This window comes from Dendronalium phyllosphericum CENA369, assembly GCF_016056275.1.
Taxonomy (GTDB): domain Bacteria; phylum Cyanobacteriota; class Cyanobacteriia; order Cyanobacteriales; family Nostocaceae; genus Dendronalium; species Dendronalium phyllosphericum.
Genome location: NZ_JAECZA010000004.1, coordinates 1 through 21,575 on the forward strand (window position 1 = coordinate 1; position 21,575 = coordinate 21,575).

Annotated in this window: 17 protein-coding genes; 8 read left to right on the forward strand and 9 right to left on the reverse strand. The window is 40.9% G+C overall.

The window, feature by feature from the left end; all coding sequences use genetic code 11:
- Positions 1-255, reverse strand: a 255-nt coding sequence (locus I8752_RS01770) for a transposase (RefSeq protein WP_214430613.1), incomplete at its 3' end; no start/stop codon positions are given.
- Positions 256-797: 542 nt separating this feature from the next.
- On the reverse strand, positions 798-1,166 hold the full coding sequence (folB, locus tag I8752_RS01775; RefSeq protein ID WP_214430614.1) for a dihydroneopterin aldolase: 369 nt from the start codon (positions 1,164-1,166) through the stop codon (positions 798-800).
- Between the two features lie 173 nt (positions 1,167-1,339).
- Between folB and menD the strand changes: the two genes are divergently transcribed.
- Positions 1,340-3,172, forward strand: coding sequence for a 2-succinyl-5-enolpyruvyl-6-hydroxy-3-cyclohexene-1-carboxylic-acid synthase (menD, locus tag I8752_RS01780; protein WP_214430615.1), 1,833 nt, complete (start codon positions 1,340-1,342; stop codon positions 3,170-3,172).
- 21 nt (positions 3,173-3,193) lie between these two features.
- Here the strand turns inward: menD and I8752_RS01785 are convergent, their stop codons facing one another.
- Positions 3,194-4,060 carry an Rpn family recombination-promoting nuclease/putative transposase gene (locus tag I8752_RS01785; RefSeq protein WP_214430616.1) on the reverse strand — a complete coding sequence of 289 codons (867 nt, stop codon included), beginning with the start codon at positions 4,058-4,060 and terminating at the stop codon, positions 3,194-3,196.
- A 113-nt stretch (positions 4,061-4,173) separates the two neighbouring features.
- Between I8752_RS01785 and menB the strand changes: the two genes are divergently transcribed.
- On the forward strand, positions 4,174-5,007 hold the full coding sequence (gene menB, locus I8752_RS01790) for a 1,4-dihydroxy-2-naphthoyl-CoA synthase (RefSeq protein WP_214430617.1): 834 nt from the start codon (positions 4,174-4,176) through the stop codon (positions 5,005-5,007).
- 133 nt (positions 5,008-5,140) lie between these two features.
- Here the strand turns inward: menB and I8752_RS01795 are convergent, their stop codons facing one another.
- Together I8752_RS01795 and I8752_RS01800 are read right to left on the reverse strand one after the other, a co-directional pair.
- Positions 5,141-5,458, reverse strand: coding sequence for a hypothetical protein (locus tag I8752_RS01795; protein ID WP_214430618.1), 318 nt, complete (start codon positions 5,456-5,458; stop codon positions 5,141-5,143).
- A gap of 1,207 nt (positions 5,459-6,665) precedes the next feature.
- Complete coding sequence (locus tag I8752_RS01800; RefSeq protein WP_214430619.1) at positions 6,666-9,683, reverse strand: GAF domain-containing sensor histidine kinase; 3,018 nt, start codon at positions 9,681-9,683, stop codon at positions 6,666-6,668.
- 582 nt (positions 9,684-10,265) lie between these two features.
- Here I8752_RS01800 and murJ point away from each other — a divergent pair.
- Complete coding sequence (murJ, locus tag I8752_RS01805; protein WP_214430620.1) at positions 10,266-11,870, forward strand: murein biosynthesis integral membrane protein MurJ; 1,605 nt, start codon at positions 10,266-10,268, stop codon at positions 11,868-11,870.
- 153 nt (positions 11,871-12,023) lie between these two features.
- The gene (locus I8752_RS01810; RefSeq protein WP_214430621.1) at positions 12,024-12,542 is read left to right on the forward strand and encodes an outer membrane beta-barrel protein; all 519 of its coding nucleotides are present in this window, start codon (positions 12,024-12,026) and stop codon (positions 12,540-12,542) included.
- A 145-nt stretch (positions 12,543-12,687) separates the two neighbouring features.
- Here the strand turns inward: I8752_RS01810 and I8752_RS01815 are convergent, their stop codons facing one another.
- On the reverse strand, positions 12,688-13,671 hold the full coding sequence (locus I8752_RS01815) for a metal ABC transporter solute-binding protein, Zn/Mn family (RefSeq protein WP_214430712.1): 984 nt from the start codon (positions 13,669-13,671) through the stop codon (positions 12,688-12,690).
- A 667-nt stretch (positions 13,672-14,338) separates the two neighbouring features.
- On the opposite strand from I8752_RS01815, the gene I8752_RS01820 reads away from it, so the two are divergent.
- From I8752_RS01820 to I8752_RS01835, 4 genes are read left to right on the forward strand one after another with little or no spacing between them, the layout of a single operon-like run.
- Complete coding sequence (locus I8752_RS01820) at positions 14,339-14,689, forward strand: hypothetical protein (RefSeq protein WP_214430622.1); 351 nt, start codon at positions 14,339-14,341, stop codon at positions 14,687-14,689.
- 21 nt (positions 14,690-14,710) lie between these two features.
- Positions 14,711-16,765, forward strand: a complete 2,055-nt coding sequence (locus I8752_RS01825) for a MotA/TolQ/ExbB proton channel family protein (protein ID WP_214430623.1) — start codon at positions 14,711-14,713, stop codon at positions 16,763-16,765.
- Positions 16,758-17,408 carry an OmpA/MotB family protein gene (locus tag I8752_RS01830; protein WP_214430624.1) on the forward strand — a complete coding sequence of 217 codons (651 nt, stop codon included), beginning with the start codon at positions 16,758-16,760 and terminating at the stop codon, positions 17,406-17,408. The genes I8752_RS01825 and I8752_RS01830 overlap by 8 nt, the downstream gene beginning before the upstream one ends.
- A gap of 13 nt (positions 17,409-17,421) precedes the next feature.
- Positions 17,422-18,819: an EH signature domain-containing protein gene (locus I8752_RS01835; RefSeq protein WP_214430625.1), complete on the forward strand. Its 1,398-nt coding sequence runs from the start codon at positions 17,422-17,424 to the stop codon at positions 18,817-18,819.
- Positions 18,820-18,917: 98 nt separating this feature from the next.
- Here the strand turns inward: I8752_RS01835 and I8752_RS01840 are convergent, their stop codons facing one another.
- The 3 genes from I8752_RS01840 to I8752_RS01850 form a co-directional block, all read right to left on the reverse strand.
- Positions 18,918-19,187 carry a hypothetical protein gene (locus I8752_RS01840; protein WP_214430626.1) on the reverse strand — a complete coding sequence of 90 codons (270 nt, stop codon included), beginning with the start codon at positions 19,185-19,187 and terminating at the stop codon, positions 18,918-18,920.
- A 105-nt stretch (positions 19,188-19,292) separates the two neighbouring features.
- The gene (locus I8752_RS01845; RefSeq protein ID WP_214430627.1) at positions 19,293-20,324 is read right to left on the reverse strand and encodes a WD40 repeat domain-containing protein; all 1,032 of its coding nucleotides are present in this window, start codon (positions 20,322-20,324) and stop codon (positions 19,293-19,295) included.
- Between the two features lie 130 nt (positions 20,325-20,454).
- Positions 20,455-21,438 (reverse strand): CobW family GTP-binding protein, encoded by a 984-nt coding sequence (locus I8752_RS01850; protein ID WP_214430628.1) that lies wholly within the window; start codon positions 21,436-21,438, stop codon positions 20,455-20,457.
- Positions 21,439-21,575 lie beyond the last annotated feature (137 nt).

The following is a 21,575-nucleotide window of genomic DNA, read 5'->3' on the forward strand; positions in this document are numbered from 1 at the left end:
TAAATATACTTCATTCTTCCGCCACAAATGTTTACGAAAAAATATCCAAAACAGCGTCGCCCAAGGTATTACTGTATGAAAGAACCTCAACATTGTTCGATAACTACCACCCATTTCTGCCCACCGGGATATTCCCAACATTGTGATTCGCCCATTCATCGCTAACATGGCCTGTATTATCTGGTTCAACTGTCGCATCGTTGTGGCGTTTATCTGCGGTAGAAGACATTGCAATAGTGATAAGATGTCGGGCATGGGCGGCTAGTAGTTTCTGAGTTGTCGTTGTGAGAGACAATAACTCTACTACGAAACGCCCTACCTCTTCATGCTCTTATTTTGGCAACGGTATTGATCGTGTACGCCTTTTCTCTCCCTACTGCATAGAAATATAGCAATCCTATTTGATTTGTGAAGAAGAACAGACACATATCTTGTACCAAGCGACTGAAGTCGCGGCTACACGAGACTTTACCCGCCTGCGCGGGTTCCAAACCCTTGATTCTATGTTAGTCCGCGTAGGCGGTGAGTCCAGCGCTGCAAAGAGAAGTGCCGTGCGGGGGTTCCCCCCCGTTGAGGCGACTTCGGGGAGGGTTTCCTTCCACAGGCGGCTGGCGTTAGCGACGTTCGCGTAAGCGTCTCCCCTTGGGAGAAGGAGCTTCACCCGGAGGGACTTCGTTTGTATAGCCGCGAATTCCATGAGCTGGGGCTAGGTGCAAGATGTGAACAGACAAGGGAGAGGTTTTTCACAACTCATTTAAGACTGCTATATTCTGTGGATGGAAAAGCAGGCGTATGCTTCAAAATCCCGGCTTAGTTCTAGTCACTTCAATGCTGATTTTGCCGCCAAAATCTGGGATAGGTGCAGCGGGTTTACTAACGGTAAGTTGGACTTGTGTGACAAGATCGCACTCTTGGAGGATAGAATCTGCGATCGTACCTACTAACCGTTCCAGTAGAGAAAACTTGGATGTTTTAACCAGATTTTGTATTAAGCTAATGACGCTGCGATAATCTAAAGTATCTTCAATCGCGTCAGTCTTGGCAGCTGTGGAGATATCCAACCATAACTTCACATCTACCTCAAACCATTGTCCTAGTACCTGTTCTTCTGCCAGATAACCAGTATAGCCATAGCAGCGAATTCCCGTTAAATGAATGCAATCCATAAAAGTTTGAGAGCAAATTTTGTAGCGAAAAGTTGCAAGGAGGAGCCACTACGTTGCGCGGGTTAAGAGCGTTGAAGCAAGTGGCGTTGGTTTCCCTCCTTAGCAAACTTTTCAAAACGGATTTTAAATCGATCTCTATACAAAATCTAAAATTTAAGATTATCTGAATAGCTATGCTTGATTTGATGCCAATCGCCTTTAGGAATGTTAATCAACTTTGGGCTTATATCTTGACGGAAACGCTAAAAACTTTGGGATTGCGTTGTGTCGTAATTTGTCCTGGTTCCCGTTCCACACCCCTAACAGTCGCCTTTGCCCAACAAGTACCTGATATTGAAGCCATTTCCATTCTCGACGAACGCTCCGCCGCCTTTTTTGCCTTGGGGAGAGCCAAAGCTACAGGATGTCCGGTGGCGATAGTTTGCACCTCTGGAACCGCTGGAGCAAACTTTTACCCAGCGCTGATTGAAGCTAAAGAAAGTCGCGTACCACTTTTAATATTAACCACCGATAGACCACAAGAATTGCGAGATTGCCACTCTGGGCAAACAATAGATCAGTGGAAATTATATGGTAACTATCCAAACTGGCAAGCAGAGTTAGCTTTACCTTCCCCAGATATGGGAATGCTAGCGTATTTGCGACAAACGGTAATTCACAGTTGGGAAAGAACACAAACTCCCACAAAAGGGCCAGTACATCTAAATATTCCCTTTCGTGACCCTCTCGCACCTGTTCCTGATGGCACAGACTTGAGTTATTTCCAGTCACAGTTCCATTTACAAGACTTCTTTGCAGGAATAAACAGCAATTCTCTAATCTCCACTCTTGTGCAGACGCGATTAATCGCCTCTTTACTTCCCACTTTCCAAGAATGGCAAAAATGCGATCGCGGTATCATCATTGCTGGTGTTGCTCAACCACAGCAGCCGCAAGAATATTGTAGAGCGATCGCCCGACTTTCCCAAACTCTTAAATGGCCCGTGCTGGCAGAGGGACTTTCGCCAGTGAGAAATTATGCCGACCTTAATCCTTATTTAATTTCCACTTATGACCTAATTTTGCGTAATCAGCAATTAGCGAAACAGCTAGCGCCTGAAATGGTAATTCAGGTGGGTGAAATGCCTACGAGTAAAGAACTGCGTAGCTGGATAGATGCAACCCAACCCCGACGCTGGGTAATTGACCCCAGCGACCAAAACCTCGACCCTTTGCACGGGCGGACGACGCATTTACGAGTTGCGGTGGAACAGTTAGCAGAGGAGCAGGGGAGCAGGGGAGCAGGAGAGCAGGAGAGCAGGGGAGCAGGGGAGCAGGGGAGAATTAATTCATTGGCTGATGAGTACCTAAAATTTTGGTGTACTGCTGAAGCTCAAGTTAGAAAAGCTGTTGACCAAACTATGGACACAATGGAGGAGTTATTTGAAGGCAAAGCCGCGTGGTTACTTTCCCAGACTCTACCGCCAGGAACGCCGCTGTTTATTGCCAATAGTATGCCTGTGCGGGATGTGGAATTTTTTTGGCAACCGAATAATTTAGGGGTGCGATCGCATTTTAACCGTGGTGCAAATGGCATCGATGGTACGTTATCCACAGCTTTAGGAATTGCCCATCGCCAGCAAAGTAGTGTGATGTTAACGGGTGATTTAGCTTTACTGCATGACACCAATGGTTTTTTAATCAGAAATAAATTTGTCGGACATTTGACAATTTTGTTAATCAACAACAATGGCGGTGGAATTTTTGAGATGTTACCCATTGCGAAATTCGACCCACCATTTGAAGAATTTTTTGGTACTCCCCAGGATATTGATTTCGCCCAGTTATGCGCTACTTACAATGTGCAGCATGAATTGATTACTTCTTGGGAACAGTTGCAGCAAAAATTAAACCCACTTCCAACTATGGGGATTCGGGTTTTGGAGTTGCGGACAAATCGCAAAGCTGATGCCAAGTGGCGACAGGATAATTTGCGTCAGTTTGCGCCGATCGAGCTTCTGAGATAGAGGTAGGATGAGCGAGCTCTCTCAACCAGTAGCTTGATTTTGTAACCACTGTTCTAAGTCCGCGATCGCACTAAAATCCAATAACGCCTCACCTAATGCTTCTAACTGTTCTAGGGACAACGCCTGAATCTGGGACAGCAGCACATCGGGAATTGCGCCTACTCGTCTATTTAACAGTCGCAGAACGAGCGATCGCGCTTCTTGTTCTCGTCCTTCTTCGCGTCCTTCTTCGCGTCCTTCTTCACGTCCTTCTTCCTTTGCTTCGCGGAAAGCCCGTGGTTCTTCCAAATTCAGTCCTAACATTGCTTCAATCTCCTCTCGACTCAGAGTAGAAAACTTGTAGACAATAATCGTCGTCACTAACTCAATTATCGCTTGCTCTGATTGTTGCCGTGCTTGTTCTAACAAAAACCGAGCTGATTCCACTGCTTCTGTTTCCGGAATCCTAGTCAGCAACATCAACCCCAATCCCAAAGGTTGTTGTCGTAAATCTCCCAACTCATCCAGATAAACCCGCTGGACTTGACCACTTTCTAACAAAGCGCGGTGAATAGTTGAGTTAGAGGGTTCCAACTTCCGAGAGTCAAAAATTATTACACCAAACCAGTCATCATAACGGATAGAGTGGCGATAGAGAAATAAAAATAATTCGCTAAAGAAGCGGTGATACAAATCTTCGTCCTTTTGAAACTGCACCTCAGCAAAGAAGACCACTTGGGATGCGTTAGCAGGAGGTAGAAATACTCCATCAATCCGGAACGCTGTTTCTTTGACCTCAACTGATTCAAACTGGTAGCCAGCAGCTTCTAAGGGTGGTTGGTCTACCAATTCAAACAGTAATTCTGGAAATTGCTTGAACAATTTGTAGAAGATGGAGTCGCGTCGCATTGTGGTTGCTAGTCAATTACCAGCCTGATTGTAAAGGTTTGAGACATTAATCTTAGCGATCGCTTGTCCCTTACGCGCTAAAATTCTCAAGCACAATAGCGCACTTCATTTCTATGGAAATTAACTGGCAAACCGCCAAAACCTACGAAGACATCCTGTATCACAAAACCGATGGCATTGCTAAAATCACCATCAATCGCCCCCAGAAACGCAATGCCTTTCGTCCCAAAACTGTCTTTGAACTGTATGATGCTTTCTGTGATGCTCGTGAAGATACTAGCATCGGCGTAGTCCTATTTACTGGTGCTGGACCGCACACAGATGGTAAATATGCCTTCTGTGCTGGTGGCGATCAAAGCGTGCGGGGACATGGGGGTTATGTTGACGATGCTGGCATTCCCCGCTTGAACGTGCTGGATTTGCAACGCTTGATTCGTTCTATGCCAAAAGTAGTAATTGCTTTGGTAGCCGGTTATGCGATCGGTGGTGGACACGTTCTACACTTAATTTGTGACCTCACCATTGCTGCTGATAACGCCATTTTCGGACAAAGCGGCCCGAAAGTTGGTAGTTTTGATGCTGGTTTTGGAGCAAGCTACCTCGCCCGTATTGTAGGACAAAAAAAGGCGCGAGAAATTTGGTTCCTTTGCCGTCAATATAATGCCCAGGAAGCCCAAGAAATGGGCTTAGTTAATTGCGTTGTTCCTGTAGAAAAATTAGAACCAGAAGGCATTCAATGGGCGCAAGAAATTTTAGAAAAAAGTCCGATCGCTATTCGTTGTCTAAAGGCAGCATTCAATGCTGATTGTGATGGACAAGCTGGTTTACAAGAACTTGCCGGAAATGCCACCCTACTGTACTACATGACAGAAGAAGGAGCAGAGGGAAAACAAGCCTTTCTCGAAAAGCGTCCACCGAATTTTCGCAATTTCCCCTGGCTTCCTTAAAAATTGCCAAAATCGCACCTTATTTTAAGGTGCGATTTTTCAAGCAAGAAGTGAAATTTTACAGCACTAGAAATCTTAAAGATAAATCTTAATATTAAGCAGACTACAAACTGAGTCTAGTAATAAAGTTTGACTAAATTCGTACTGCCTTAGCCTCAGCCTCTGGTAAGGAACAGCTAGCCATTTCCTCCACAGGGACAAGAACCACATTATCTACAACATTAGAAGCCATAGAGTGAGTCGAAGCTAACACTTTTGTTGCATTTGGTAAACTCCAAACACCTTCCAAAGTTTCCCAAGAAGGTGCAAAAGGTGGAAGTGCCAAAGAACAAGCTTTCCAACTTGCTTGAACTGGCGCTCCCAACTGCTGACACATTCCCCCACGACGACCCTCTGGCTTGTAATGACGACAATATCGACAGGCAGATGTCAAGAATTTATTGGATTTCATTTTAGTTCATCTTTAGTGCCGTTGATGGCTGAGTTGCATCCTTATATTTTGCTTCTAGATATAAATACGGAGTATAGCCAAAAGTCTTTATTTACTCTATGTTTCAGCGATCCCAATGAAAAAATAAACTTTAGGAAGTTTTTAGATTCTTGTTATATTTTTAAACGATTACTCAAGTGAATACACACCAATTTTCTGCTAAAACTAATTGGGGATCAAAGTTAAAACTATGATTTTAAATTTAAATAAAACTTTTACATCATCCCTAAGACGTAATTTAGTAATGATATTTGTAATAAATTCCTATCGGTCATTTGGCTAGGCTGGCATAATTTAATATAAAATTTTTTGCTTGTTCCAAAATGAGAACTTTTGTATTACTAAGCTGTAAGTTGGTTTAGAATTTATCTTATTGAACTAAGAAGTACTAATATTGTTTTGCTAATAACTGGATAAAAACTAAATATTTTATCTTACCTATATTGTGATACTTGATTTTGGTCATAAAGCCACATGTCAGAGGTTATTTAAAGTAAAAATAAAATTCCTGTAGGGTATATTAAGCACATATTTTGATGTGATTTGTCATAAAAAAACACGATTAAAGCACTTAATGCACTGTCAGTAACATCATGCGCTATGGCTTTAGCTTAACGCAACAGCAATGAAGCGGGAGTAATATCCACGCCACTTTTTCCCTTCTTACTTAAGATTTACTTCATAAGTGGTCTGTCAAACTTTTTTTAGATGAGGTATCTGAAAAAACTTATTACACCTTTAAGACTTAAAGTCCTTCCCAACACTTTCTAACTTTTTACTCAGAATCCGTACTTACATCCATATTTCTTAATAATTGTCAAAGTACGACCTTTAAAGGGTTTTAAAATTCATCTTGAATATGAAATTGGTAACAATCTCTCTACTTTTGTTGCTAAAAAATTCATTTTGTTGAGAATTGTATAGATAGACATAAGTGGTTGACTTTCCATCCAAAATTATTGTTTCAAGTGTCAAAATAATTTGGGTAAATCTAAATAGTACCCAAGCACAATTTAGATTTACCTTCTTATGAGAGCCTAAATAAGTCAAGTAAGTAAATGACCCCACTCAAAGCGATCGCAACCTCGTTTGAGAAGTCATTCATTGGGATAAGTATGGGGTCATAATTTCATAGACAGGTCAAAGAATCTCTAGCACCCAGTTGCTTTTAATTACCGCTGGGAATTTCAATTAAAAATTCCGTTCCCTGTCCTGGTTTAGAGGAACATTTAATCTGACCGTGATGTTTTTCAACCACTATTTGATAGCTGATAGACAATCCCAAGCCCGTACCTTTACCTGGCGATTTGGTGGTAAAAAATGGGTCAAAAATGTGCGATCGCACCTCTTCTGGAATACCAAGACCATTATCAGCTATTCTAATTACAATTTGCTTATTAATAAATTGCGTATTAATCCAAATAGTTAAGGGCACTTTGGGGCTAATTGTTGATGGTTTTAAATGCTTTTGATGTATAGTTTTAAACTTATCCTCTAATGCATCAACACTATTACTCAGGAGATTCATAAACACCTGATTTAATTGAGCGGGGTAGCATTCTATTAAAGGAACATCACCATATTCTTTCACAATCTCAATAGCTGGACGTTCATTATTATTTTTAAGCCTATGCCCTAAAATCAGTAAAGTACTGTCTAAACCCTCATGAATATCTACTGGTTTCAATTCAGCTTCATCTGTACGAGAGAAATTTCGCAGTGATAGCACAATCTGGCTAATTCGCTCCGTTCCAATCTTCATCGAATCAAGCGTTTTAGGTAAATCTTCAAGGATAAAATTTAAATCAGTCTTATCTATTTGTTTTTTAATATCTGGAAATAGAGAATCATTTTGACGGTAAATGTTGATAACGTTTAGCAGTTCTTTAATATATTCATTTAAATGTACGAGATTGCCAAAAATAAAACTGACAGGATTATTGATTTCATGAGCAACTCCTGCAAGTAGTTGCCCTAAACCTGCCATTTTTTCACCTTGAATTAATCGGGTTTGAGTTTGTTTTAATTCTTGCAATGCTTGAGTTAATTCTAGAGTTTGGCGTTTGGTTTGTTCGAGTAATTCTGCTTGCTGAATAGCAATTCCTAACTGCACCCCTACTTGTGCTAGTAGATTAATTTCTTCATCTTTCCAATAGCGCGGTTGCGAATTTTGATAAGCAACTAATAATCCCCATAATGTCTCGCCTTGCCGAATCGGAACAAAAGTTTCATTGCGTGGCAATTTATCATCTTCGTCTGGGTGCTCAAAAGTTTCTATAATCATTGGTTGGGCTTGTGCAACAGCTTTCCAACCATCTTTAAATGAATCTGCTACAAATTTACCACTCCAATCAGAGTTAAAGCGGTAGATTGCAACTCGCTCAACTTCAAGCAGCTCTCGAACAGCTTGGGTAGTCGTTCTAAAAATAGTTTTAACATCTAGCGACTGACGAATTTTATCAATAGTTGCAGCTAGAAGTTCTTGTCGTTCCATTGCTTTCTCACGTTCGGTAGCTTCTGCTAACTGGACAGCCTGCATTTGAAATTGTTTTAAATAAGAATCCTGTCTTAATGCAACTCCTAGTTGCTCGGCTATTTGACTGGCAAATTCAATTTCAGAAGATTGCCAGTAACGAGGAGCATCGCATTGGTGAATACACAGCAATCCCCAAAGTTCGCCCTTTTTTAACAAGGGTGCAACCATATTTGCACGTACTTGAAATCTTTCTAGTATTTGAACGTAGCAGGCTTGAAACTTTTCTTGATAAATGTCAGCGATCGCATTGACTCGGCCTTGGGCGTAAAGTGGTGCAAAATGTTCGCTAAAACAGTGGTCATAAACTTTTTCTGCTCTTGCTGAAGTCCAACTAAGAGCTACATCTTCGTAAATAAATTCTCCTTCCCAGTCTTTTTGCGGGTTAAAACGAAAAATTCCCACTCTGTCTGCTTGCAACATTTGTCGCACTTCGGTGACAGTAGTTTGAAAGATTGTGTCTAAATCTAAGGATTCCCGAATGCGAGTAATGACGCTAGTTAATGTTTTTTGTTGCTCTGCTTGGTACTGTGCTTTTGTTAATAATTCATGATGCCGTAGTACTACACCTATTTGTGTGCCGATTTTACTGAGTGATTCAACTTCATAAGATTGCCACTGTCTAGGTGACGAATTTTGGTAAGCAGCGATGACTCCCCAAAGTTTGTCTCCCTGAAGAATAGGAGCAGTTGCAAAAGCTTTTGCTTGGAATTGTTCCAACAGGTTTATATGGCAGTCTTTTAACCCAGCTTGATAGATGTCATTGGCTATAAATGTCTCGTTATTTACGTAGCGTCCCCCTTGGGTTTGTTGCAAATAAGTATCAGCGATCGCATTTTGAACGCTAACTAAGGGAGTCCAGCCTTCGGTAAACGATTCGGCAACAAAGCTACCACTCCAATCAGCATTGAAACGAAAGATCGCAACTCTATCTGCTTGCAGCAATTTGAGTATTTCTTCAGTTATGGTTTTAAATATAGTGTCAATGTCAAGAGGCGAACGAATTCTATCAACAAGCCGATCGATGACTCGATCGCGCTGAACTGCTTGAGCCAATTGTGCGGCTTGTAATTGCACTTCATGAAGATGCTTGGCTTGTTGAATGGCAACTGTTAAATGGTTAGCAATTTGACGAATAAATTCAATTTCTGATTCTTTCCAGTGCCGAGGTTCGCTACACTGATGAATGCAAATCAATCCCCACAGTTCTTTCTCCCTTAATAGAGGGACAATGAGGTTGGCGCGTACTTGAAATTGACTTAAAATTGCCACATGACAATCGCTTAATCCAGCTTCATAAATATCAGCAACCGCTTGTACCCGACCTTGTTGGTAATGAACAGCAAATTGCTCTCCAAAACAGCGATCGCGGACTTTAACTGCCATAGCCGAAATCCAACCAGATGCAACATCTTCAGAAATAAATTCTCCTTCCCAGTTTTTTCCCATATCAAACTGAAAGACTGCTACACGATTAGCATTGAGCAACTGACGCACTTCGATAACGGTAGTTTGAAAAATTGTCTCTAAGTCAAGAGACTCCCGAATTCGTGCAATCACACTTGCTAAAGCTTTTTGTTGCTCTAGTTGCTCTTGAAGTTGAACGTCTGACAGTAAAAGTGAATTTTCTGCAAAGTTTGAATTGAGTTCCATTGCTTTGAATTTTGGTTTTTTATAAATATTTGTCATGCCAAACTTCTTTGGTTGAATAGCATTAAAACTATGACAAACTTCCAATTATTAGAATGTCTAACTATTTCCGAGAAGATGGTTATTGTTATAGTTCCCCTTTTCGAGGCATCTTTGTAAGAGCCAAAAAATAATTCTGTCTTGAAAAAACAATACAAACATGTCGTGGCGCGTCTATACAAAAGTTGGTTGTTAGTTGTCAGTTGTCAGCTTAGGCGTGTTAGCACAGCGATCGCACAATTAATTATTTTGTCTAGCGTTGGGATCGTGGACTTAAAAAAGAAGTCGGGAAAAGGGTAAGGGGAAAAGGAATAAGAAAAACCTTTTACCTTTCCCCTTTTCCATACCTACCCCTCTGACTTTTTGGCTAAAATGCATACAATCCTCGCCATCTCAGCAATTGAATTTTGAGCGTTCGCACTTAAAATTATTGCCATGAGACTAAAAGCTCATGACTAATTTGGCAAATTTAAGCTGACAGTCCTTAAGATTTCAGGTTAAATATTCAAGAGATATGCACTCTAGCAGAGTTGTCAGGTATTTTTCGTGACTAATCAAGAGCAAACGCCCTCTCGTTCTTTCGCTGGGATTGCTGGCATTGTTGCCGCAGCCACATTAATTAGTAAAGTTGTTGGTTTAGTGCGACAGTTAGCGATCGCTGCCGCTTTTGGTGTTGGTGCGGCTGCCACTGCCTATAGTTACGCCTATATTATTCCTGGCTTTCTATTAATATTACTAGGCGGTGTGAACGGGCCATTACACAGTGCGGTCGTTAGTGTTTTAGCTAGGCGCAGACAAGAAGAAGCGGCTCCCTTAGTAGAAACAGTAACAACACTGGTGGGAGGATTGCTCTTACTGGTGACATTTGCTCAACTTTTCCTAGCAGATGAGCTTGTTGATTTAGTAGGTCATGGCTTGGATACCATAACCAGAGGTATCGCCATCCAGCAAATCCAAATTATGGCCCCGATGGCTGTATTGTCGGGATTAATTGGCATTGGCTTCGGTACTCTGAATGCAGCCAATCAGTATTGGTTGCTCTCCATTAGTCCTTTGTTATCCAGTATCACCGTAATTGTTGGTATTGGTGTCATGGTTTTGCAATATGGCAAGGACATTATCAAGCCAGAATATGCTTTTATCGGTGGTATGGTACTAGCTTGGGGAACCTTAATCGGGGCAATTCTCCAGTGGCTGGTGCAGTTAGTTGTGCAGTGGCGGTTAGGACTAGGCACTTTGCGGCTGCGGTTTGATTTTAAATCTCCCAGCGTCCAAGAAGTGATTAGAATTATGACTCCAGCGACCGTTTCCTCCGGGATGATGCCAATTAACGTTGCTACTGACCTTTACTTTGCTAGCCCGATTCCTGGTGCTGCGGCTGGTTTTAATTACGCCAATTTATTAGTACAAACTCCCCTAGGGATTATTTCTAATATTATTTTGCTGCCCTTATTACCAATATTTGCCAAACTTGCCGAACCGGAAAATTGGCCGGATCTCAAATTACGCATTCGCCAGGGATTACTGCTTACTGCCTTTACCATGCTTCCTTTAGGAGCGCTACTGGTATCCTTATCTGTACCGATTGTGCAGGTTGTGTACGAACGCGGTGCTTTCAAGCAAGATGCTACGCAGTTGGTATCTTCGCTACTAGTAGCTTACGGCATTGGTATGTTTGTATATTTAGGGCGTGATGTCTTGGTACGGGTGTTTTACGCCTTGGGCGATGGACAAACACCTTTTCGTATCAGTACTATTAACATCTTGCTCAATGCTGGATTAGATTGGATTTTAGTTAAACCTTTTGGCGCTCCTGGTTTGGTTTTAGCAACAGTGAGTGTAAATTGCAGTTCAATGTTGATGCTATTGTGGTTGCTCGATCGCAAGTTGAATGGTTTACCTTGGCGAGAATGGACTGTGCCAATTCTGGGTTTAACTGCGGGTAGTGTCGTAACTGGAATTACAAGTTATCTAACTTTGGTTGTTTTGCAACAGGTGTTAGGTAAAGAAGGTTTACTAATTCTAATATTAGAGTTGTGCATCTCAAGCTTAGTCGGGCTTGTGGTGTTTGGGGCGATCGCCTCATGGATGAAAATCCCAGAAGTGAATTCTTTTGTAATTCGTATGCGCCAGCGTTTCTTAAAAAAATAGCTGCCATTTAAATTGCCTAGTGAGTTCACCCAATAAGGTGAAAAATTTTTAACCTTACAGGGTGAACCAAGTGCAGGAGGGTGAAAGCCCTTTAAAAAGGTGACTCTAGTACTAGAGAACATTAATTGAACTTAATCTAGTAAAGAGAAACCTATGAAACTTAAAACTTTAGCCGCTTCTTTCCTTACTGTTGCTTCTATTCTCTTCTCCGCAGGAATTGCTTCTGCTCAAACAGCCACAACAACTGGTACGAACAGTAACTATATCGGTGCTGGTATTTCCGCTGGTGCAACTAGTGGCGGACAAGGTAACGATGCTCAATTTGGTGGCAACGTCCAAGGACGCTACGCTATTCCCAATGCGCCTGTCTCACTTCGAGGTAGCGTTTTGTTTGGCGGCGATGCCACAGCAATTATGCCTATAGTGACTTACGATGTGCCCATTGCCAAAAACACTAACGTTTACTTTGGTGGTGGTTACTCTTTTGTCACAGACAAAGGTAAAAATACTCCGTTAGGTAATGAAAATGCACCTGTAGTTACCCTCGGTGCAGAATCAGTAGTTGCCAAAAATATCATCGCCTATGGTGATGCTAAATGGGGTATTGACGCTTACAAGAACAGCGATGCAGATGCTGTCAGTTTCCAAGCAGGATTAGGCTATCGCTTTTAGAGCATCAATTTAGTAAAGGTAATTAAGCAAAGGAGCCAGCGCGCTGGCTCCTTTTACTTGTGAGTTGAGAAAATTTACGTCTAATTATTCATTAAACTGCATAGCTTTTGATTACCTAATCGCAGTAAAAGTTGTGCTGCATAATCTAGGGAGCTTTTGCTTCAAATCTTAAATAAGTTCCACCCAAACCTTCTACAATTGTGCGGGTATTAGCAATCATCATTTTCTGATAAGTGTCTGCATCGCTTCTTGATTCCCCAAGTCCATCAGCATACAGTTCTCTTTCTGAAACCTTCACTTCTGCATCTTGGGCTAAGGATTGAATCAACTCAGGATTTGTCGTCGTCTCTGCAAAAATTGTTGGTACTTTAGCCTGTTGAATGTCTTTAACTGAATTTTTTAGCTGTGTAGCTGTTGGTTTATCTTCAGTGCTAGTACCTTCTATTGTTCCTAAAGAAAGACCGTAGGCTTTGGCGTAATAACTCAACGCATTATTGGTTGTCATTAATTTGCGTTGCTTGGGAGGAATACTAGCAATTCTTGATTTTATCCAACTATCAATTTGGAGCAGTTGATTTTTTATTTCACTTGCATTGTCACTATAAGTTACTGCATTGTTGGGTTCTAATTTCTTCAGGTTGTTGCTAATTACCTCTACCATACTGATAGTATTCTTGACATTGTGCCAGATATGAGGGTCAGCGACTCTGCGACTACCTTGACGGAATTGCTGCGGTCTAGGAAGCGCAAGTTGAGCAACGGCTATTTTCGGTGCAGAGTTTTTAGTTGCTTTAATGATTTTGATTAATCTTGGTTCTAAATTATAGCCATTGTAGAGAATCAGATTAGCTTGCTCGATAGCTTTGCGGTCTTCTGAGTTGGGTTGATAAACATAAGGGTCTCGATCTGGAGAAATTAAACAAGTAAGATTTACTGTATTCTCAGCAACTTGTTTAATTAGATCGCACAGCACACTTGTAGTAGCCACAACTTGCGGGAGATTCTCGTTTATGCTGGCAGTTTGACTAAAAGAAGTACTTATAACTTGACTTCCACACCCAGCAAATCCAATCGTTAAAGCAATAAGGCTAGCTCGTAAGGAATTATTTGATGGTAGTTTTTTTGACATCATCAACTCCTGCTAGTTGTAAAAATGATATTCATTATTTAGTAAGAGATGAGTGAAATGCTATTTCAAAACATGCTTGGTAAATGCTGAAATATTAGCGCGTCTCAAGGTTGTGGGTAAAAGCACAATGATAAAAGGCGATGCTAGATTTAGTAGTGCTGAGTGAAACACCATAATTAAAGTTAGGAGATTGAATAAGGAACTCGCTTGTTTTTCTTTTAGACTCCAGTCGGAGGCTTCAGACCGAAAAACCCTTACAATTCCTTCTTAAGATGCTTCGTTTTACTCAGCGCTGTTTTGATGAATGCTTCCAGTAAAAAGTGTAGTGCAGGTTTTTACCGCCTTCTGAAGCAATAATTACGCTAAAGGTCGCAAATCAACCAAGATGATGGGGTTAAGGTGTGGAATGTAGTGATGGGGCGTATTGCTCATACGGGATGATTTTGCCGATCGAGTCATGAATCTAAAGCAATTGTAGCGGTGGTTTAGCAAAGTGCGATCATTTTAGTTGTTGCAAGGGCAAATGACTCGATTTTTGGGAAGACTGAGGATTAGGGTTTAGCGACTAGCACTCTTTTCGTTACAGGTAGTTGCTGAATTTATATAAATAAATTTCTATGTTTGGGAACAATAAACTATTCAATCTTAGGCAAGTAGGGTAAAAGCATTGACTGATGAAACTACGCAACTGTTGTACCCCTCTATTGAGAAGTTAGTTGAAGAGATTGTAGCAGTTAACCACGCTTGGAAAGTGGCTTGTGAATTATTTGGACAAGATTCACCCCTATCTATTTCTTCGCGAGATTTAAAAACCTATTTGCAAGTTCGTTTGTTGCGAAGCTATGCACCAGAACAGGTTTATTTAATTGAAGATAAAGAATCAGAAGGTGAGCCGCTTTACAGCTTACGTCTGCGGGAATCTATAGGAAACCGCCTGTATGCAGAACATCTGCCAATGCGGATAGCTCAAAAAATTCTTGCGGATAAAGAATTAGAGCAGTTTGAAAGACATAACTAACATCAACAAGATGGGTGCAGTATGGAAATAGCAAAAGTTTGGGACATTATTTGGCACAACGAACCTTTTCATTGGACAATTGCTTTTGTGTTAGTATTCGCAATTACTGTTGAGCTTTATACATTATGGTTGTATTGGCTATTGGAATGTGGCACAACTGAAGCCACAATTAAATTCTTGAATAATTTGAAAAAGGATAAAAATGTAAAGCTTTCAAACAAAGTCCGTAAATGGTTAGGAGAACATTTAGGAACTGATGATATAAACAGAATAAGAATTAGTCAACAAGCGCAAAAGGATGGTAGCTTTGTACTTATAAAGTATCCATCTGTCTTAACCCACCCAATACCTCGAAGTTCCCTACGTTTCGTAACAACCTTGTGTACTGCTATTGGTCTTCTAGGAACCTTTTATGGTATACAACAGGGACTTCAAGGAATCAATTTATCTACAGAAAATACCCAAGAATTGATGACTGCCAGTAAACAGCTACTGGTGGGAATGAAAACGGCTTTTTCCACTTCCATGATTGGGCTTGGCTCTGGTAGTTTGTTTACTCTATTTTTGTTTGGATGTGATTCGCTACGGCAGAAACGGCGTGATAGTTTACGTCGAAAATTGAAGGCGATCGCAACTTTAAAAACCGCAGATAATAGCAATCAGGAAATAGCTGAATCACTAGGTCTTGTAGCAAAAAACTTGACAGGATTAAAGCAATTAAATGCGGAAGGCATTGGTCAAGCTGTAGGTAGGAGTATCGCAGAACAATTCGCAGGTTTAAATCAGTTGTCAGGTCAAGCTATTGGTAAAGCTATAGGGCAGCAAATTTTCCCAGCCTTGGAAGCAATATTCAAAGAACAAAAAAAACTTCGGGAACTCCAAGAAAACCAGGGACAGAAAGTTTTAGAAGAACTCATCAAGGATCTACGAATTCAGGTACTCGAACCCATTGCAGATCGATTAGATAAAAGTGCAGAGTTAACTCAGCAAGCTTCCACAGCAGTGCTGACGCTGCATAAGGAACTAGGTGGTATTTCTGAAAGTTTAGCAAGTTCTATCTTGACAATTCAGAATTTTCAAAAAGAAACTTTGGTAGAACTTCAGGGATTTGCTAATAATTTGGGAGACACCCTAAATCAATTCCAAACAGATACAAAAGATGTTTTACAACAAACAGCTCATGAAATTAATCGAGCTGTAGATCAGAGTATTCAAGGAATGACAACACAGCGAAGTGCTTTTGAAGCAAGTGCAGTGCAAGCTGCTGCTACCTTCCGAGGAATTCGAGAGGAACTACAAACAGCGCTACAAGAACGCGCAGCAGTAGAACAGGAGATACTTCAAGCTACTCGGACTGGAATTATCCAAATTCTCACCCAAGCAAATAGAACATTTCATGAGCAAACTAATACTCTAACAACAGTGGGCGCTCAAGCTTCTGGATTGATGAATGATGCTAAGAATAATCTTCTGGATACTTTAGTAAATATCGATGCAACACTTACAGCAACTCGCCATACAGTAGAAGATGATTTGACAAGATTTAGGAAAGAATATCAAACCAATTTACAGACATTCTTTCAACAACAAAATGACTTACTTGAAAGAACGCTAGGTAAACAACGAGATGGATTATCTGAAGTTGTGAACAATCTCGATCGAGTCTTCCGGGAGGAATCTAAAAGGCGTAGTCAATTGACTCAAGAAGTAGACGAAAGTATGAATAAAATTCGGGTGTCTGTTGAACAAATTAACAGATTAGTTAGTGCGGCTGGATTAAATGATGCACAACGACTAATGCAGCTAGAAAATCTTGCTCGTGGCATTGGACAGGAAGTGCAAAGAGTGGACAATTCATACAGGGATTTAAATCAAAAATTTGATAATAGCCTTCAGTCTTGGCAGGGTCATCTTGAAGGTGCTATGCAAAGAACTGTTGACTTACAGGTAAGCTTTTTTCAACAAGCAGATACTTCTATGGCTAGAGTTTGCGGAGATGTACTCAAAACGGCAGAAGTGCTACGTGCTGTACTTGATAACCACCAATTTAGTACTGGTGAAAGTAATCATGGATGATCTTATTAAAGGTGAAATTGATGCAGAGATTATAGAAGATGATGAATCTAGTATCTATCTGTCTATTGCCGATATGATGTCTAGTTTATTAATGTTTTTTGCTTTGCTATTTATCACTGTACTACTCCAGCTTGCACAAAAAGATGTACCAAAACGTGTAGTAATTGGTAATGTTGTGGGACAAATGAAAAGCAACAATATCAATGTCAAAGTCAACCCAGAAACTGGGGATGTCAGTATCCAAGAATCAATTCTTTTTGCCAAGGGAAGTACAGAACTGAAACCAGAAGGTAAAGCTTTCCTACACAGCTTTATTCCTGTTTACAGTGGTGTTATTTTCTCCAAACCAGAATTTGAGAAGGAAATTAGCCGCGTAGTTATAGAAGGCCACACTAGCTCAGATGGAGATGACAAAACCAATCTACAACTGAGCTTATTGCGCTCGGCATCAGTATACAAATACATTTTCTATGATATGAATTTTCCTACCAAAGCACCTTTAAGCCAGAAAATACTAGCTGCTGGTCGAGGAGAAATTGAATCTGATAAAAAACGTGATAATCCAGGCGATCGCAAAGTAGTTTTTCGCTTTCAGTTTCGCAGTGATGAGTTAAAAAAAGATATCACCAAAACCTCTTTTTAAAGGAGCAAAAATTTTGGATTTTCAGTTTTCTATTCCTTCCCTACCTGAAACTCCCCAGTGTAGTCCTAATCAACTTATTCAGCTTGCAAGTAACTTACCAAATGCAACAATATCAATACCAAGTGTTGATAAAGTATTGGAAGCTATTGAACAAAGTAAAGTTGATCTAGTAAGTAAGTTGGACTGGGTTTATTGCATCCATGCTAAAGCACAGTGGGATCGGCAAAATATTGACCAAGCTAAAACAACATCAGCAGCCATTTGGAAAATAGCAATTTCTAATTTATGGTTGCAACATCAGCTATTGTGGCGTTTAGCTCTTTATTATAGTGGTCAACAAGAACAGGTATTAGCAGGGTCTCTGGTTGAATCTTTTGATGTTTTTGCTAATTCTCACTTAGTTAGTCGCCTGTTACCAGTTAGAATTATTCAGGCGCTTCGCAGTACACAAGCAGGTAGAGAATTGGCAAAGATTGCTTGTGAACAGTGTATAACTAAAACTGAACTACTAGACACAATCCGAGAGAATTTACCTGTTTGGATTCCATTATTTAGCCAACTTCTAGAATATATAGCCCCCTATTTCACTACAATTATTTCTCCAAATCAGCAGCAGGTGAATTGGCTGTTACGCTGTTTGGATGAAATGTCAGATACTCAGCAAATAAAGGCTGTTAATCATTTGTTAACTAATGTTTCTAATAATATAGCAACCAATCATTCTTTACTGGTTGATTGGTTACGAAATAACTATAGAAATAATGAAAATTGGTATAAACTTTCAGAGTCAGCAAGGCAAAAACTTCGAGAGTGGATTGGAGGTATTAATTATAGTGATTTTCAGAAGTTAGTAAATCTCATATTAAATAGGCTCGATTTACAAGACTTCGAGTCAAATCAGCTATATAGTCGCAGAAAATTCTGGGCTAACTATAGTAATCGCTTTGAACGGCTTCGCATCTTGTTACCTAAGACATCACAAATTGCTATAGGGTATCAAATCCAAGGTGATATTGATTTACTAGAGGATGATGGTAGCGACCCGACAGAGGTCTGTATATTTGATTTTGGTAAGTGGTTTGTAGTCGAGTTCTTTCGCGGAAGAGGTAGTGAGACGCGCCTGTTTCCGAAAAATTCTAGAAATGAGCAAATCCTTTTTGGTGAATCAGCACTTTCAGTCAAGCGGATTCGTTGTCTGGGTGGCGATAAGCACGATCATGTTTTTCTTTGGCAGGTGCAGGAATTTTCTCCCACTTGGCTTAAAAATCATGGAATTTTGCCTAATCCAAATACCCAGCCTTCTAGAAACCCTACAGCAGAGCAATTACGAGAGCGAGAACACAAGCTTGAGCGGTGGAAAAGAGAAATTGAATATTTGGAGCAGGAAGCTAGAGTCTACGCACAAAGTTAAAAAGTATTTTATATACTCTTATTACAGTTAAACTTTACTCAGCAATATAAAGGCACAGCATTGCTGTGCCTCTAAAATATCTATAACTTTTAACTTTATCAAAAGCCGACAGATGGCAGCTTGCCTTGTAGCATCTGTAATTTAGCTTGAACGCAACTAGCACAATTGCAACCAATTCCATCGCCATTAGGATTGGATGCCAAAGTCAACTTTGGTGCTGCCAAATTAGTATGCTGCGTAGATACTACCGCGATCGCTTCTGTAGCGGGTGCAGATTTTAGACTCAATGCTTTGGCTGGATTGGCTACCAATAGTATAGATGCGAGAAATAAAGGAAAAGCAAGCAAAATCAATTTGATTATCTTCATAATTGACATCTAGATAGTATTGTTGATACAGCATAGCCAATTTATTGACTACCTTCAACCTCGAACACTTAGTATTGCTTAACTTTGTCCGAATCCTTGACAAAGTTACACTTTTGACAATAGGAGTAATTCGCCTTTTTCGCCACCTGCGGCTAGAAACTCGCCTTGGGGATGCCAAGCTAGACTAGAAAAACCTGCTGAAACACCCGTGATAATTTGGGCTACTTGCTTGGCATCGTTCCACAAACATAACCAGCCATCAGCAGCAGCAGAAGCCAGGAAAAAGCTTTTGGGTGCAAAGCCGATCGCAGCGATCGCATCTACATGATTAGTTAAAACTCGCGCTTCCCAGCCCAAAGAGTCATCTTCTAACTTTTCCCAAACTACGATACCTTCAACGCTGGAAGATGCCAGTATTGGTGCACCTAGATTTGTGGTAGCTTCTGACCATGCCAGTTGGCGAATTTTACCAGGGAAGCCACGCATTACCCAAGGGTCGGGGTTGTTCCATTCTAAAACGGTGACGCTGCGATCCATGTTGCCAGAAGCGAGGAATTTGCCATCTGGCGACCAAGCCATTGCTACGCTGACAGTTGACATAGACAAGATGTATGGTTCCTCATCCCAGTCTTGACTGTGCCAAATCTTGACTCCTTTGTAACCACTAATAGCTAAATATTGTCCATCTTTACGCCAATCAATACCCAACACTGAGGAATTGTCAAAATTCAGCGTGACGGCAATTTCACGGGTATCTGCATTCCACACTTGAACGTAACGCCCTAAACTAAAAGCTAGTTGGTTGCCAGTGTGACTCCAAGCCAGCTTATCTACCCATACTGGGGCATTTTCTAAAGTGGCAATTAATTCAGTTTCCTGCCAGATTTTGACTTTTCCATCCTGTCCGCCAACAGCTAAAAACTTGCCATCTGGCGAACAAGCAAGGCAATCCACTGATTTACCATTACCAGCCTGCAACGTTGTGAGTTCGCCATCATTCCACAGCACTACTTCCCCAGCAGCGGAAGTCGCGGCGAGAGTTTTACCCTCTGGCGACCAAGCGATCGCAGTTACATAATCTGAAAGCGTCCCTGAATAGTATTGTTTAAATTCTTTGGGTGTAGTTGTAGAGCTCATAGCTGTGGGAGATTGGGGACTGGTGACTGGGGATTAGGGATTGGGGACTGGGAACTAAGAACAAAGAGAATAATAACTGACTCTTGTACAGACGCGATTAATCGCGTCTCTACGGCAACTGACTCAGCACTCAGCACTCAGCACTTTCAAGACAAGCACGAAAATCTTGTTTCAGTTGGGCTTCATCAAGATTACGACCGATGAAGACTAATTCGTTTTTAGGAGTTTCGTTCGGTTTCCAGGGGCGATCGGGTCTGCCATCAAATATCATATGCACCCCTTGGAACACAAATCTATTATCTTCTCCAGCAATATTTAAAATTCCTTTCATCCGGAAGATATCTGGCCCTTGGGTACGCAGTAATTCAGAAAGCCAAGCGTGTAATTTTTCTCCATCGACTGCGCCTGCTTCTACTAAAGCCACGGAAAAAACGCTTTCATCGTGTTCGTGGGCATCTTCACCTAAGAAATTTGGATCGATTTCTAAAGCGCGGTCTAAATCAAAAGCTTTCACTCCCAAAAGGGCATCCATTTCTAGTTCGGAGTTGCGGGTACGGTAGATTTTAGCCATAGCATTCATCGCCCGAATCCGTTTTTCTAATTCATCTAACTCTGCTGGCGCTACTAAATCAGTTTTATTAAGTAAAATTACATCAGCAAAGGCAATCTGTTCTTGTGCTTCGTCTGCATCCCAGTGTTGCCAAATATGTTTAGCATCTACAACTGTAATCACTGCATCTAAAGACAGTTGTCCTTGCAAATCTTCATCCACAAAGAATGTCTGAATAACTGGTGCGGGATCGGCTAATCCAGTAGTTTCAATTACTAAGTGGTCAAACTTATCGCGCCGCTTCATTAAATTGCCGATGATGCGAATCAAATCGCCGCGCACCGTACAACAGATGCAGCCATTGTTCATTTCAAATATTTCTTCATCTGCATCAATAACCAATTGATTATCAATGCCTACTTCCCCAAATTCATTTACAATCACAGCAACTTTTTTGCCGTGTTCGTAGGTGAGAATGTGATTGAGTAGGGTCGTTTTACCTGCTCCCAAATAGCCAGTCAGAACAGTAACGGGAACTGAATTTGTAATTACGTCAGCTACCATACTCTAAATGCCTCTTGTCCTACCTTATGGATAATCATTATCACCCATAATAAATGTTTTTTTCAGAAGTGTAGGGGGGAGTAGGGGGAGATGAGGGAGAATAACTTCCAACTTCTACCTCCTGACAACTGACCCCT